Raw genomic sequence first — 17236 nt, 5'->3', positions numbered from 1 at the left:
CCCCGATGTTTTAGTTTTTCCAGGCTGCGCGCCGCGTGCACGGACTCGCTGCTGCGCGCTCCTTTTTTTTCGTATTTACAGCAGGTTACCTCATGCATTTCAGCGAACTGATGGCTGTTATTTCCACCCATGCGATCCGCCTTCAACAGGAAGATGAAGACCTGGTCATTCTGGGCAGCGACGACGCGCTGGATGACGCGTTGTGGGACAGCCTCGCGGCGCACAAGGCGCAATTGCTGGAACTGGTCGCCGAACACGGCGGTGACTGGCTGAGCCCGGCCTTTCGCATTACCCCGGACATGCTGCCACTGGTGAACCTGGCGCAGGATGCCCTCGACCGCATCGTCGCCACAGTGCCGGGGGGTGCGGCCAACGTGCAGGACATTTATCCGCTGTCCGCGTTGCAGGAGGGCATGCTTTATCACCATCTCTCGGCGGTTGCCGGCGATCCCTACATCTCTCAGGCGCGCTTCGTGTTCGACAGTCAGCAACGGCTGAACGCCTTCGCCGACGCGCTGCGCTGGGTGGTCAAGCGTCACGATATTCTGCGCACCTCGTTTGTCTGGGAATACCTCGACGAAGCGGTGCAAGTGGTCTGGCGCGAGGCGCCGCTGGTGTGTCAGGCAATCAGCGTCGACGGCGACCGCGATGTGCTCACGCAGTTGCTGGAGCGTCACGACCCGCAGCATTTCCGCCTCGACATGCAGCAAGCACCGCTGCTGCGCATGGTCTACGCACAGGATCCCGCTCAGGGCCGCGTAGTTGCGTTGTTGCTGTTTCACCACATGATCATGGACCACGTGGCGCTGGATGTGCTGCGCCGGGAAATCCAGGCATTTCTGCTCGGGAAAACCACGCAAGTGCCTGCGGCCGTGCCGTACCGTGATCACCTGGCGATGGCGCGCAGTGCCGGCAATGAACAGGCGAAAGAGGCGTTTTTCCGCGAGATGCTCGCCGACATCGACGAGCCGACGCTGCCGTGTGGTTTGCAGGATGTGCAGGGTGACGGCCACGCCATCGAGGAAGCCGCGTTGCTGCTCGACAGTCGCTTGAGCCGGCGGTTGCGCGAGCAGGCGCGGCAGCTCGGCGTGAGTGTCGCGAGCCTGACGCATCTGGCCCTGGCCCGCGTGCTCGGGCAATTGTCCGGGCGCACGGCGGTGGTGTTCGGCACCGTGCTGCTGGGGCGCATGGACGCGGGCGAGGGCGGCGAGCAGGCGTTGGGCATGTTCATCAACACCTTGCCGCTGCGCGTTGATGTCGGCGAGCAAAGCGTGCGCGCGGGGGTCTTGGCGACCCATCGACGCCTGACAGCGTTGCTGGCGCATGAGCAGGCCTCGCTGGCCCTGGCCCAACGCTGCAGCGCCGTCGCGGTACCGACGCCATTGTTCAGCGCGATCCTCAACTACCGGCACAGCAGCGTCGAAGAAGTCGCTGACGTGGTCGATATCGCCCCCGGTGTGCAGGTGCTCGGCGCCCGCGAGCGCACCAACTATCCGCTGACGATCAATATCGATGACCTTGGCGAAGACTTGCGCATCACCGCGCTGGCGGATGAGGCACTGGGTGCCGAGCGCATGGCCGCGTACCTGAACACGGCGCTGGAAAGTCTGACGGCGGCCCTGCAATCCAGCGCCGATGTGGCACTGCAAGCGCTGAACATCCTCCCTGCCAGCGAACGCGAACAACTGCTGCGCGGCATCAATTCCCCGCTGGCGCAGTTCCCCGAAAAGCCGCTGATCCACCAGCAATTCGAAGCCCACGCGCAGGCCCGACCTGACGCCACAGCGCTGATTTTCGACGGGCAGACGCTCAGCTACGGCGAACTCAACCGCCGCGCCAATCAGGTCGCCCACCATTTGCTGGCGCTGAACATTCGCCCTGACGACCGCGTGGCCATCTGCGTCGAACGCGGCCCGCAAATGATCATCGGCCTGCTCGGAGTACTCAAGGCCGGCGCGGGTTATGTGCCGATCGACCCGGCCTATCCACTGGAGCGAATTCATTTCACCTTGCAGGACAGTGCCCCGGCAGCAGTGCTCCTGCAAGCCGCGAGGCGCGAGTGCGTCGCCGATCTCGACGTGCCGCAGATCGACCTCGACAGCGGCCAGCTCAAGGCCGAACTCGACAGCAATCCGCAGATCCCCGAACTGACCCCGGCGCATCTGGCGTACGTGATCTACACCTCGGGCTCCACCGGTTTGCCCAAAGGTGTGATGGTCGAGCACCGTAACGTGGCGCGGCTGTTTTCTGCCACCCATGACTGGTTTCAGTTCAATCAACAGGACACCTGGGCGCTGTTCCATTCCTTCGCCTTCGACTTTTCGGTGTGGGAAATCTGGGGCGCATTGGCTTTCGGCGGGCAATTGCTGCTGGTCCCGCAAGCCATCAGCCGCGCGCCGGACGACTGCTACGCATTGCTCTGCCAAACCGGCGTGACCGTGCTCAACCAGACGCCGAGTGCGTTCCGCCAACTGATCGCCGCGCAGGGGCGCAGCACGTTGCAGCATTCCTTGCGGGAAGTGATTTTCGGTGGCGAAGCGCTGGAGCCAGGCCTGCTCAAACCGTGGTACGCGCGGGTCGGCAACGCCGGCACACGGCTGGTGAACATGTACGGCATCACCGAAACCACCGTGCACGTGACCTATCGGCCGTTGCAAGCCGCCGACGCGCAGTTGCTCGGCGTCAGCCCGATTGGCGTGCGCATTCCCGACCTGCAACTGTATGTCCTCGATGCGCTGCGCGAACCGGTGCCGGTCGGCGTGATTGGCGAGTTGTATGTCGGCGGGGCCGGCGTGGCGCGCGGTTATCTGAATCGCGAAGCGCTGACCGCCGAGCGTTTTATCAATGATCCGTTCAGCGAAAACGGCCAGGCGCGTTTGTATAAAACCGGCGACCTGGCGCGCTGGGCCGCCGACGGCAGCCTCGAATATCTGGGGCGCAACGACGATCAGGTGAAAATTCGCGGTTTCCGCATTGAACTGGGCGAAATCGAAGCGCGCCTGTCTGCCTGCGCAGGCGTGCGCGAAGCCGTGGTGATTGCCCGTGAGGACAGCCCCGGCGATCAGCGACTGGTCGCTTATTGGCTGGCCGACGCAGGTGCGGCGCCGGATGTCGTGCAATTGCGCGATCAACTGCTGGTGTCGCTGGCTGAGTACATGGTGCCAAGCGCCTTCGTGCGTCTGGACGCTTTGCCGCTGACCGCCAATGGCAAGCTCGACCGCAAAGCCCTGCCGCAACCGGACAGCGATGACTTCGTCCGTCGTGGTTTCGAAGCGCCGGTTGGCGCCGTGGAAAACCTGATCGCCGGGCTCTGGCAGACGTTGCTCGGTGTCGAGGAGGTCGGCCGCCATGACAACTTCTTCGAACTCGGTGGTCATTCATTGCTGGCCGTGAAGCTGATCGAGCGTATGCGCCAGCAGGATTTGCATTGTGACGTGCGCGTACTGTTTGGTCAGCCAAGCGTGGCGGCGCTGGCGGCGACCTTGAGCAGCGAACGTGCCATCGTTGTCCCGGACAACCTGATCGAACCGGGTTGCACGCGCATTACCCCGGCCATGTTGCCGCTGGCCCATCTCGACCAGGTCGCGATCGACCGTGTGGTTGCCAGCGTGCCGGGCGGTATCGCCAATGTGCAGGACATCTATGCTCTGGCGCCGTTGCAGGCGGGGATTCTTTATCACCATCTGGCGACCAGCGCCGGTGATCCGTACGTGCTGCAGGCGCAATTTGCCTTCGACGGTCTGGCCCAGATCAAAACCTTCGTTCGCGCCTTGAACGGCGTGATCAAACGCCATGACATTTTGCGCACTGGCATCTTCTGGGAGGGTCTTGAAGAGGCCGTGCAAGTGGTCTGCCGTGAGGCGCCACTGGCGCTGGAACGCGTCGACGCCGATGAACTCGACGGCGATGTGCTGGAGCAGATGCAGGCGCGTTTCGATCCACGGCACTATCGACTGGACCTCAATCGCGCGCCGCTGATGCGTTTCGCTTACACCGAAGATCAGCCGCACAAACGCTGGATCGGCATGCTTCTGCTGCACCACATCGTCCTCGATCATACGGCCCTGGAAGTGCTGATCGCGGAAATGAACGACGTCATGCTCGGCCGCAGCAGCGACTTGCCGCCGCCGGTGCAATACCGCCAGTTTGTCGCGCAGGCGCGGCTCGGCGCCGATGATCAGGCGCATGAGACGTTCTTCCGCGAAATGCTTGCCGACATTGACGAGCCGACCGTGGCGTTCGGATTGCAGGATGTACACGGCGATGGCAGCGACATCCTCGACAGCCAATCAGACCTCGATGCCGGCCTCGGCCAACGTCTGCGCGAGCAGGCGCGGCGATTGGGGATCAGCGTGGCCAGCCTGGTGCATCAAGCCTGGGCTCAGGTGTTGGCGCAGGTGTCTGGCCAACAAGACGTGGTGTTCGGCACCGTGTTACTCGGGCGCATGCAGGGTGGAGAGGGCGCTGATCGGGCGCTGGGTATGTTCATCAACACCTTGCCGTTGCGCGTCAGCGTCGGTGCGGATTCGGTAGAAAGCGCCGTGCGTGCCACGCATGCGCGTCTGGCGCAGTTGCTCGGCCATGAGCAGGCGTCATTGGCGCTGGCCCAGCGTTGCAGCGGTGTCGGCGGTTCGCAGACGCTGTTCAGTACCTTGCTCAACTACCGCCACAGTGCGCCGGAATCGGCCGCGGTAACGTGGCAAGGCGTGCAGATTCTCAGCTCGCGCGAGCGCAGCAATTATCCGCTGGTGGTCAGTGTCGACGACCTCGGCGAGGGTTTCCGTTTGAGCGTGCAAGCGGTGCCGCAGGTCGACGGGGCGCGGGTCTGCGATTACTTGCAAACCGCGTTACACAGTCTGGTCACGGCACTTGAGTACACGCCGACGGCGCCGTTGCAGCAACTGACGATCGTGTCGCCAAGCGAACGGCAACGGGTGCTGGTCGGCTTCAACATCAGCGGTCGTGAATACCCGCCCGCACAAACAGTGCCGCGCCTTTTTGAAGCGCAAGCCTTGGCACATCCCGAGGCGCTGGCGGTGGTGCAGGGCGAGCAACAGTTCAGCTACCGCGAACTGAATCAGCGCGCCAATCGCCTCGCCCATCACCTGATCGGCCTCGGCGTGCAGCTCGATGACCGTGTTGCGCTGTGCCTGCGTCGCGGCCCGGACATGCTCGTTGCGCTGCTGGCGATTCTCAAGGCCGGCGCCGGTTATGTGCCGATTGACCCCGATTACCCGGCTGAACGCATCGCCTACCTGTTGCAGGACAGCGACCCGATCGCGGTGCTGGCGCAGGCCTCGACGCGCGACCTGCTCGGCGCCGTCCCGGTGATTGATCTGCACGCCAGCGACTGGCGCCACCTGCCTGACGATAATCCGCAACAGCCGGGGCTGACCCCGGCGAATCTGGCCTACGTGATCTACACCTCGGGCTCTACCGGGCAACCGAAAGGCGTGATGGTCGAGCACCGTACCCTGGAAAACCTCGTGCACTGGCACGCCGAAGCCTTCGACCTGTATGCCGGCAGCCACACTGCCAGCGTCGCCGGTTGCGGCTTCGATGCCATGGCGTGGGAGGTCTGGCCGGCGCTGTGCGTCGGCGCAACGGTGCATCTGCCGACGGCGTCGATCGGCAACGAACACCTCGATGAATTGCTCGAATGGTGGCGCGCGCAGCCGTTGCAAGTGAGCTTTCTGCCGACCCCGGTGGCCGAATACGCGTTCAGTCGCGGGCTGGGCCATCCGACCCTGCGCACGTTGCTGATCGGTGGCGACAAGTTGCGCCAGTTTCCGCGTGATCAGACCTTCGATGTAATCAACAACTACGGCCCGACCGAAGCCACGGTGGTGGCGACTTCCGGGCGCATCGAGCCCGGGCGGGTTTTGCACATTGGCCGGCCGATTGCCAATGCCAAAGTCTATCTGCTGGACCGTCAGCAACAGCCCGTGCCAACCGGTGTGCAAGGCGAGTTGTATGTCGGTGGCGCCGGGGTAGCGCGCGGCTATCTTAATCGTCCGGAACTGACCGCTGCGCAGTTCCTCGACGATCCGTTCAGCGACGAACCGCACGCGCGGATGTACCGCACTGGCGACCTCGCGCGCTGGCTGGACGATGGCAACATCGAATACCTGGGACGCAACGACGATCAGGTGAAACTGCGCGGTGTACGGATTGAACTGGGTGAAATCGAGGCGGTGCTGAGTGCCCACGATGCGGTTCGCGAGTGCGTGGTGCTGGTGCGCGACGGGCGATTGCTCGCCTGGTTCACTGAAATCGAGTCGGTCGAGATCAGCGCCTTGCACCAGCATCTGCAAGCGCGACTGCCGGACACTTTAGTGCCCGCGGCTTACGTGCGACTGGGCAGCCTGCCGCTGACCGCCCACGGCAAACTCGACCGCAAGGCCTTGCCCGAGCCGGATCAGGACGCGTGGCTCAGCCGTGAATATGCAGCGCCGCAAGGCCCGGTCGAAGTGGCACTCGCGCAGATCTGGGCCGACGTACTGAACATCGAGCAGATCGGCCGCCACGACAATTTCTTCGAACTGGGCGGCCATTCGCTGTTGGCGGTTAGCCTGATCGAGCGCATGCGTCAGGCCGGTTTGAGCGCCGATGTGCGCGTGCTGTTCAATCAGCCGAACCTGGCCGCGCTGGCACGGGCCTTGGGCAGTGGACGGGAAATCGTAGTACCGGCCAATCTGATTCCGGCCGCTTGCACCCGCATCACGCCCGACATGCTCACCCTGACCACGCTGGATCAGGCCAGCATCGAGCGCATCGTCGAGACGGTGCCCGGCGGCGCTGCCAATGTGCAGGACATCTATCCGCTGGCACCGCTGCAGGAAGGCATTCTTTATCACCATTTGAGTGCCGAGCAGGGCGATCCGTACCTGCTGCAATCACGTCTGGCCTTCGACAGCCTCGAACGTTTGCAGACCTTCGCCGAACACTTGCAGCAGGTCATCGTCCGCCACGACATTCTACGCACCAGCGTGGTCTGGGAAGGCTTGCCCAGCCCGCAGCAAGTGGTCTGGCGCGAGGCCCGGATGGTTGTGCAGCAGGTGTCGCTGGATGTTCGGGATGGCGACATTCTCGAACAGTTGCACGCACGTTTCGACGCGCGGCATTACCGCCTCGATCTGACGCTGGCGCCGCTGATCCGCATGGTCTACGCCGAGGATCCGTTGCAACAGCGAGTCGTCGCCATCGTGCTGTTCCATCACTCGATTCTCGACCACACCGCGATGGAGGTGATCGGCCGGGAAATGCATGCGCTGATGTTCGATCAACTCGACACGCTGACGCCGCCGATGCCTTACCGCAACTACGTGGCGCAGGCACGCCTTGGCGCCGATGAGCAGGAGCACGAAGCGTTCTTCCGCGAGATGCTCGGCGATATCGATGAGCCGAGCTTGCCCTTCGGTCTGCAGGATGTGCAGGGCGACGGGCGTGGCATCGAAGAAGCGCTGCAGCCGGTCGATGCCGCGCTCAATCTGCGTCTGCGTGAACAGGCCCGGCAATTGGGCGTCAGCCCGGCGAGCCTGATGCACATGGCCTGGGCGCAGGTGCTGGGCGTGGTCTGCGGCCGCCGCGACGTGGTCTTCGGCACGGTGTTGATGGGGCGGATGCAGGGCGGCGAGGGCGCCGACCGCACGCTCGGGGTATTCATCAACACCTTGCCGCTGCGCGTCGATCTCGCTGAAGGCGTGCGCGCCGGGGTGAAAACCACCCATGCACGGCTGACGGCGCTGCTCGGTCATGAGCACGCTTCGTTGGCGCTGGCCCAACGTTGCACGGCCATGGCCGGCTCCGCACCGTTGTTCAGCGCCTTGCTCAATTACCGGCACAGCGCCGCCGCACAACAGCCGCGTGATGACCAAGGTATCTGGCAAGGCGTGCGCATGCTCGGTGGCGAGGAGCGCAGTAATTATCCGCTGACCCTGTCGGTCGATGATCTGGGCGAAGCCTTTGCCCTCAATGTGCTCGCGGTCGCAGAGATCGGCGCGCAACGGATCTGCAGTTACATGCACACCGCGCTCGAGCATCTGGTGACGGCACTGGAAGAGACGCCGCAACGTCCGCTCAACCGTTTGCCGGTGCTTCCGGTGGCGGAATACGAGCACTTGCTGCTCGGCTTCAACCAGCACTCCGCGGCCTATCCGCGTAGCACGACGATTCACCGTTTGATCGAGGTTCAGGCCGAGCAGCAGCCGGATGCACTGGCAGTGGTTCAGGGCGGTCAGCAACTGACCTACGCTGAGCTCAATCAGCGCGCCAATCGCCTGGCCCATCACTTGCTCGGCCTCGGCGTGCAGCCCGATGACCGCATCGCCGTGTGCCTGCGCCGCAGCCCGGACATGCTCGTCGCGTTGCTGGCGATCCTCAAGGCCGGCGCCGGTTATGTGCCGGTCGATCCGGCGTACCCGGCAGAACGCATCGCCTATCTGTTGCAGGACAGCGCGCCGATGGCGGTGCTGGCACAGGCTTCGACCGCTGATTTGCTCGGCGCAGTGCCGCTGATTGATCTGGACAATCCCACTTGGCAGCACTTGTCCGAGAGCAATCCGCAACTGCCGACGCTGACGCCAGCGCACCTTGCCTACGTGATCTACACCTCCGGCTCCACCGGCCAGCCGAAGGGCGTGATGGTCGAACACGCGACGCTGGAAAACCTCGTGCACTGGCACTGCGAGGCCTTCGACCTGCGCGCCGGCAGCCACACGTCGAGCGTCGCCGGCTTCGGTTTCGATGCCATGGCGTGGGAGGTCTGGCCGGCGCTGTGTGTCGGCGCGACCCTGCACTTGCCGCCGCAAACGGTGAGCAACGAGCACCTCGACGAGTTGCTGCAATGGTGGCGTACGCAGCCGTTGCAGGTGAGTTTCCTGCCGACACCGGTTGCCGAGTATGCGTTCAGTCGCGAGCTCGGCCACCCGACCTTGCGCACGCTGTTGATCGGTGGCGACAAGCTGCGGCAGTTCCCGCGTGAACAGACCTTCGCGGTGATCAATAACTATGGCCCGACCGAAGCCACGGTGGTCGCTACCTCCGGCGCAATCGAGGCCGGGCAAGTGCTGCACATCGGTCGGCCGATCGCCAACGCGAAAATTTATCTGCTCGACGATCAGCAGCGCCCGGTACCGGTTGGCGTTGCGGGCGAGTTGTATGTCGGCGGTGCCGGTGTGGCGCGCGGTTATCTGCATCGCCCCGAGCTGACGGCCGAACGCTTCCTCGACGACCCGTTCAGCGACGAACCGCAGGCGCGTATGTACCGCACCGGCGACCTCGCACGCTGGCTCGCTGACGGCACAATCGAATACCTGGGGCGCAATGACGATCAAGTCAAACTGCGCGGCGTGCGCATCGAGCTGGGTGAAATCGAAGCGGCGTTGAGCGCTCACGAAGCCGTGCAGGATTGCGTGGTGCTGGTGCGCGACGGCCAGTTGCTGGCGTGGTTTACCGAACGCCTGAGCATCGACATCGAGGATCTGCGCAATCATCTGCAAGCGCAGTTGCCGCAAGCGCTGGTGCCTGCCGCTTACGTGCGCCTCCAAGCACTGCCGCTGACTGCCAACGGCAAACTCGACCGCAAGGCATTGCCGCAGCCAGATCAAACGGCGTGGTTGAGCCGCGAATATGCCGCGCCGCAAGGTTCGGTGGAAATCGCGCTGGCGCAGATCTGGGCGGACGTCCTCAAGGTCGAGCAGGTCGGTCGTCACGATAACTTCTTCGAACTGGGCGGGCATTCCTTGCTGGCGGTGACGCTGATCGAGCGCATGCGCCAGGTCGATCTGAGCACCGACGTGCGTGTGCTGTTCAGCCAGCCGACGTTGGCTGCGTTGGCTGCGGCGGTGGGCAGCGGTCGCGAAGTCAGCGTGCCGGACAATCTGATTCCGGCCGATTGCACGCACATCACTGCGGACATGCTGCCGCTGGTGCAACTGGATCAGGCCAGTGTCGAGCGCATTGTCGCCACGGTGCCGGGTGGTGCGGCCAATGTGCAGGATATTTATCCGCTGGCGCCGTTGCAGGAAGGGATTCTGTATCACCACCTCAGCGCCGCGCAGGGTGATCCGTATCTGCTGCAATCATGTCTGGCCTTCGACAGCCTTGAGCGTTTTCAAGCGTTCGCGGCAGCGCTGCGTCAGGTCATGACGCGCCACGACATCCTGCGCACGTCGATTGTCTGGCAAGGGCTCGCGGCGCCGGTGCAAGTGGTCTGGCGCCATGCCGAGCTGCCGGTACAAGCCGTGGCACTGGCGCCCGCGCAGGGTGAAGCCATCGATCAGTTGCGTGCGCGCTTCGATGCGCGCCACTGGCGTCTGGAGCTTGATCAGGCACCGCTGCTTCGTCTGGTGTATGCCCTCGATCCGGACAATCAGCGCGTGGTTGCCATGCTGTTGTTCCATCACATCGCCATGGACCACACCGCGCTGGCGGTGGTCAGCGAAGAAATGCAGGCGATTTTGCGCGGCGATGAGCGATTGCCGGCGCCCGCTGTGCCATACCGCAATTATGTCGCGCAGACCCGTCTTGGTGTCAGTGAACAAGAGCACGAAGTGTTCTTCCGCGAGATGCTCGGCGACATCGACGAACCGACGCTGCCGTTCGGTTTGCAGGACGTGCACGGCGACGGCAATGACATCGAGGAAGTCTGCCAGCCGCTGCCTGCTGTGCTGGCGCAGCGTTTGCGTAGTCAGGCGCGATTGCTTGGCGTCAGCGTCGCCAGCCTGATCCATCTCGCCTGGGCGCGGGTGCTGGCGGCAACGTCCGCTCAGGAGCGCGTGGTCTTCGGCACGGTGTTGCTCGGCCGCATGCAGGGTGGGGCGGGCGCGGATCGTGGGCTGGGCATGTTCATCAACACCTTGCCATTGCGCGTGGACATTGACGAAAGCAACGTGCGCGCCGGGGTCAAGGCGACGCACGCGCGGCTCAGTGCGCTGTTGGCCCACGAACATGCCTCGCTGGCGTTGGCCCAGCGTTGCAGCGGTGTCGCGGCGCCGTCGCCGCTGTTCAGCGCGATGCTCAATTACCGCCATAGCGACAGCGAAGCTCAGCAAAATACCCAGCGTGAGGCCTGGCAGGGCATCGAATCCCTCGCCGGCGAGGAACGCACCAATTACCCGTTGACCCTCAACGTCGATGATCTCGGCAGCGGCTTCCAACTGACAGTGATGACCCCGTCGCGCATCGGTGCGGCACGTATTGGCCAGTACATGGAGAACGCGCTGTTCGCGCTGGTTGAAGCGTTGCAGCACACTCCGCAGCAACCGTTGAATCGCCTGACGGTGTTGGCGGACGAGGAGCGGCAGGCGATGCTGTTCGGCCGCAACGACACCGCCGTCGATTACGACTTGCAGCAGACGCTGCACGGCTTGTTCGAAGCGCAGGTGCTGCGCACGCCACAAGCTGTCGCAGTAGGCGCCGACGATCAGACATTGAGCTACGCGCAGTTGAACGAGCGCGCCAACCGCTTGGCCCGGCACTTGATCAGCCTCGGCGTGCAAGTGGACTCACGGGTGGCGATCTGCGTCGAACGCAGCCTGGAAATGGTTGTTGGCTTGCTGGCGATCAACAAGGCCGGTGCCGGTTATGTGCCGCTGGATCCGGCCTATCCGCCGGAGCGCCTCGCCTACATGCTCGAAGACAGCGCGCCGGCCGTGGTGTTGGTGCACGGGGCGACCCGCGAGTTGCTGGGGGATATCAAGGCGGTCGATCTTGACCAGAACACCTGGCAATCCCTGTCCGCCGACAATCCGCAAATCCCGGCGCTGACCCCGCAACACACTGCCTACGTGATCTACACCTCCGGCTCCACCGGCCAACCGAAAGGCGTGGTCAACGAGCATGCCGGTGTGGTCAACCGCTTGTTGTGGATGCAGGACGCTTATCGCCTGACGGCTGCCGATTCGGTGTTGCAGAAAACCCCGTTCAGCTTCGACGTGTCGGTGTGGGAGTTCTTCTGGCCGTTGATGACCGGCGCGCGACTGGTCATGGCGCGGCCCGACGGGCACAAGGATCCGCAATATCTGAGCGAAGTGATCGAACGTGAAAACATCACCACGCTGCACTTTGTGCCGTCGATGCTCGACGTGTTCCTCGCCAACAGCGACACCGCGCGCTGCGACGGCGTGCGTCGGGTGATGTGCAGCGGTGAAGCGTTGCCGGGCAGTCTGGTGCGACGTTTCAAACTCCAGTTAACGGGCAGCGAGTTGCATAACCTCTACGGCCCGACTGAAGCCGCCGTCGATGTCACCGCGTGGAACTGCGCCGGGCCTATCGAGCAGACCCCGGACAACACGCCGATCGGCAAACCGATCGCCAACACCCGCCTGTACATCCTCGATGCGCAACAGCAACCGGTGCCGCAAGGCGTGATCGGCGAGCTGTACATCGCTGGCGTGCAGGTGGCGCGCGGTTATCTGAACCGGCCTGAGTTGAGTGCCGAACGTTTCCTCGATGATCCTTTCCATCCGAACGGGCGCATGTATCGCACCGGCGACGTCGCGCGATATCGGCCTGACGGCAATATCGAATACCTGGGCCGTAACGATGATCAGGTGAAGATTCGCGGTCTGCGCATTGAACTGGGCGAAATTCAGGCACGTCTTGCCCAGATCGAAGGTGTGCAGGAAGCCGTGGTGGTCGCCCGAGAAGACGTGCCCGGCGATAAACGTCTGGTTGCCTATTACACCGGTGAACGCCTGGAAATCGACGTGCTGCGCAGTCATTTGCTTGAGCACTTGCCGGACTACATGGTGCCTGCCGTGTTCGTGCATCTCGATGCTTTGCCGCTGAGCCCCAATGGCAAGCTCGACCGCAAGGCGCTGCCGGCGCCGGACCGGCAAGCGCTGAAAACCCGCGAATACGAAGCCCCGGTCGGCGATGTCGAAATCACCCTCGCACGGCTCTGGGCCGAACTGCTCAACGTCGAGCGGGTAGGGCGTCACGATCACTTTTTTGAGCTGGGCGGTCACTCGCTGCTGGCGGTCAGTCTGATCGGCCGGTTGCGTCAGGAAGGCATGGAAGCCGACGTCAGGGCGTTGTTCGAACAACCGACCCTGGCCGGCTACGCCGCAATTACCGAAAGAATGGAGATCGTCCTGTGAATGTGCTCGAACTGTTGGCAACCCTGAAGGCAAAAGACATTCAGTTGGCGGTGACCGATGAGCAATTGCGCGTCAATGGCAACAAACAGGCGTTGAGCGACCCAGCGCTGCTGGCCGCGCTGCGTGAGCACAAACCGGCGTTGATCGAGCTGATCAAGGCCGGCCAATATTCTGCCACCCGCGTCGGCCAGATCGATGTACCGGCCAACGGCATTCTTCCCGGCACTACGCACATCACACCAGCGATGGTGACCCTGGCTGAAGTCGATCAGCCAACCCTCGACCGCTTGATTGCCGAGGTACCGGGTGGCGCCGCCAACGTGCAGGACATCTATCCCCTGGCGCCGTTGCAGGAAGGCATTCTCTATCACCACGCCAGCAATGAGCAGGGCGATCCGTACGTCATGCAATCGTACTTCGCGTTCAGCAGCCGTGAGCGATTGCAGGATTTTGCCCTGGCGTTGCAAAAGGTCATCGATCGCCACGACATCCTGCGCACGGCGGTGCATTGGGAGGGGCTGGACGTGCCGCTGCAAGTGGTCTGGCGTCAAGCGCAGTTGCCGGTGGAAGAAGTCGCGGTGCACGCCAGCGAAAGCGCTGTACTGCAGCAATTGCACGAGCGCTTCGATGCGCGGCATTTCCGTCTCGACGTCAAGCACGCACCGATGATGCGGCTGGCCTACGCGTGGGATGAGGACGGCCAGCGTGTGGTCGCGACGTTGCTGTTCCATCACATGGCGCTGGATCACTCGGCGCTCGACGTGGTGCGTCACGAACTGCTCGCCTGCCTTACCGGCCAGGATCAATCGCTCGGGCGCCCGGTGCCGTTTCGCAATTACGTCGCGCAAGCGCGGCTGGGCATCAGTGAGGCCGAGCACGAGGCGTTTTTCCGCGAGATGCTCGCTGACATTGCCGAGCCGACGCTGCCGTACGGTTTGCAGGATGTGCAGGGTGACGGCCTCGGCATCGCCGAGCTGAGCCTGCCGATCAACCCGCTGCTCGGCCAGCGTCTGCGCGCGCAGGCGCGGCAGCTCGGCGTGAGCGCGGCGAGCCTGTTTCATCTGGGCTGGGCGCAGGTATTGGCCACGCTCACCGGCAAGCAAAACGTGGTCTTCGGTACGGTGCTGATGGGACGCATGCAGGGCGCCGAAGCCACCGAACGGGCGCTGGGGATCTTCATCAATACCTTGCCGCTGCGGGTCGATGTCGATACGCAAGGCGTGCGAGCGGCGGTGGAGGCGACCCACAAACGCCTGACCACGCTGATGCGCCACGAACACGCGCCGCTGGCACTGGCCCAGCGTTGCAGCGGCGTGGTCGCGCCGACGCCGTTGTTCAGTGCCTTGCTCAATTACCGTCACAGCCACACGGCGGCGACGGCCAGTGCTGAAACTCTCGCCGCGTGGCAAGGCATCAGCACCCTCAGTTCCGAAGAACGCACCAACTACCCGCTGACCCTGAGCATCGATGATTTCGGCGACGCGTTCAGCCTGACATTGCTGGCCACCACCGAGGTCGATCCACAGCGTATCTGCGATTACCTGCACTGCGCCCTGGAAAGTCTGGTGTTGGCACTGGAGCGGGCGCCCGATACTGCGATCAACCAATTGCCGATTCTCCCCGCAGCATTACGCGAGCAGGTGCTGCTAACGTTCAATGCTAACCACGCCGATTACCCGGCAACGCTGACCATCGCTCAACGTTTCGAAGCGCAAGTGGCGCAGCGGCCAGAAGCTGTGGCAGCACAGTTTTTAGCTGAGCAATTGAGCTATGCCGAGCTCAACCGGCGGGCCAACGCCTTGGCCCATCACCTGATTGCACTGGGGGTGACGCCCGACGATCGCGTCGCCATCGTCGCCCGCCGAGGCCTCGATACGTTGGTCGGGCTGGTGGCGATACTCAAGGCGGGCGCCGGTTATGTGCCGGTCGACCCGGCGCACCCGGCCGAGCGGCTGCACTACTTGCTCAGCGACAGCGCGCCCGTTGCCGTGCTCACCCAGAACGCTCTGCGCGAGCGTTTGCCGGCGCTGGAAGTGCCAGTGATCGATCTAGACCCGCTGACCTGGCCGCTCAGCGAAACCTCTGATCCGCACGTGCCGGGCCTGACCACTGCGAATCTGGCCTACGTGATCTACACCTCCGGTTCCACCGGCCTGCCCAAAGGCGTGATGGTCGAACACCGCACCTTGTCGAATCTGGTCGATTGGCATTGCAGCGCGTTTGATCTGTGCGCTGGTCGCCACACTTCAAGCCTTGCCGGCTTCGGTTTCGACGCCATGGCCTGGGAAGTCTGGCCGGCGATGTGCGCCGGCGCGACCCTGCACCTGGCACCGACTCACGAAGGCAGCGAGGACATCGATGCGCTGCTCGATTGGTGGCGCGCACAGCCACTGGATGTGAGCTTTCTGCCGACGCCGGTGGCCGAATACGCCTTCAGCCAAAACCTCGAACACCCGACGCTGCGTACGCTGCTGATCGGTGGCGACCGCTTGCGCCAGTTCAGCCGCAATCAGCAATTCGATGTGATCAACAACTACGGCCCGACCGAAGCCACCGTGGTCGCGACCTCTGGGCGAATCGAGGCGGGCGACGCCTTGCACATCGGCAAACCAGTGGCCAACGCCACGGTGTACCTGCTCGATGAACAACAGCGTCCGGTGCCGATTGGCGTCATGGGCGAGTTGTACGTTGGCGGCGCCGGGGTCGCGCGCGGCTATTTGAACCGCGCCGAGCTGAGCGCCGAACGCTTCCTGCATGACCCGTTCAGCCCCTCGCCGAATGCGCGTATGTACCGTACCGGCGACCTCGCACGCTGGCGCGCCGACGGCACAATTGACTACCTGGGGCGTAACGACGATCAGGTGAAAATCCGTGGCGTGCGCATCGAACTCGGCGAAATCGAAACCCGCCTCAATCAATTGCCCGGCATTCAGGAAGCCGTGCTGCTGGCGCGCGAAGATCAACCCGGGCAACCACGCCTGGTGGCCTATTTCACCGAGCAGAGCCAGGTCGAACCGCTGGCCGTGGCCGAGTTGCGCGCGCACCTGTTGACGCAGTTACCGGAGTACATGGTGCCGGTGGCTTACGTCCGACTCGACGCATTGCCGTTGACCGCCAATGGCAAGGTCGATCGCAAGGCCCTGCCGAAACCCGAGCGTGCGGCGCTGTTCACCCGCGAATACGAGGCGCCGCACAACGAATTGGAAAGTGCCTTGGCGCAGATCTGGGCACAGGTGCTGCAAGTCGAGCGAGTCGGGCGTCAGGATCATTTCTTCGAACTTGGCGGCCATTCACTGTTGGCGATGCGCATGGTTTCTCAGGTTCGCCAGCGCCTTGGCGTCGAACTGGCGCTGGGTGATCTGTTTGCCAACGCCGAACTGGCGGCGGTCGCCGAGGCCGTGGCGCAGGCCGGGCGCAGCACGCAACCGGAGATTGTCGCGGTGGCCCGTGACGGCGCCTTGCCGCTGTCGTTCGCTCAGCAACGCTTGTGGTTTCTGGCGCAAATGGAAGGCGCCAACACCGCGTACAACATTCCCATCGGCCTGCGCCTGCGCGGGAAGTTGAATGAACCGGCCCTGCAACAAGCCTTGGCGCGCATCGTCGCGCGGCATGAAACCCTGCGCAGCCGTTTTGCCCAGTTCAATGATGAGGCGCAAGTACTGATTGCTCCGCTCGACAGTGGCTTGCTGCTGCGCGTCGAAGATTTGCGCCAACATCCGCAACCCGACGAGACCTTGCAGGCGCTGATTCAGGGCGAGGCTTCAGGGCCGTTCGATTTGCAGGACGATGCGCTGATTCGCGGGCGCTTGGTGCGGCTGGCCGACGATCATCACGTGCTGTTGCTGACCTTGCACCACATCATCTCCGATGGCTGGTCGATGGGGGTTTTGACCCGTGAACTGATGGCGTTGTATCAGGCCTTCAGCCATGGCCAGCCGGATCCGCTAGCGCCGCTGGCGCTGCAATACACCGATTACGCGGTGTGGCAGCGGCGCTGGCTCAGCGGCGAGGTGTTGCAGCGCCAAAGTGAATACTGGCAGCAGACCCTGGCTGGCGCGCCGGCACTGTTGACGCTGCCGACCGACCGCGTGCGCCCGGCGCAGCAGGATTACGCCGGCAGCACCGTCGACGTG

The 17236-nt window shown here is 63.6% G+C and carries 2 protein-coding genes (1 of these 2 running past the window's edge); both read left to right on the top strand.

Annotation, left to right across the window (positions count from 1 at the left end; translation table 11 throughout):
* Positions 1–92 precede the first annotated feature (92 nt).
* Positions 93–13103, top strand: a complete 13011-nt coding sequence (locus tag ACZZ0B_RS14140) for an amino acid adenylation domain-containing protein (protein ID WP_463545530.1) — start codon at positions 93–95, stop codon at positions 13101–13103.
* A protein-coding gene (locus tag ACZZ0B_RS14135; RefSeq protein WP_463545529.1) for a non-ribosomal peptide synthase/polyketide synthase crosses the window boundary here: on the top strand, positions 13100–17236 show its 5' portion. Its footprint extends 13707 nt past the window's final position; the window shows 4137 of its 17844 coding nt (coding positions 1–4137); its start codon is at positions 13100–13102; its stop codon lies beyond the right edge, outside the window. Before ACZZ0B_RS14140 ends, ACZZ0B_RS14135 begins: the two co-directional genes overlap by 4 nt.

Source organism: Pseudomonas sp. AC247 (assembly GCF_979258015.1).
This window is presented reverse-complemented; position numbering and strand designations above follow the sequence as displayed.

What these genes read in the sequence shown, in the direction of transcription:
- ACZZ0B_RS14140 (WP_463545530.1), top strand. Translation starts at nt 93, where the DNA reads ATGCATTTCAGCGAACTGATGGCTGTTATTTCCACCCATGCGATCCGC.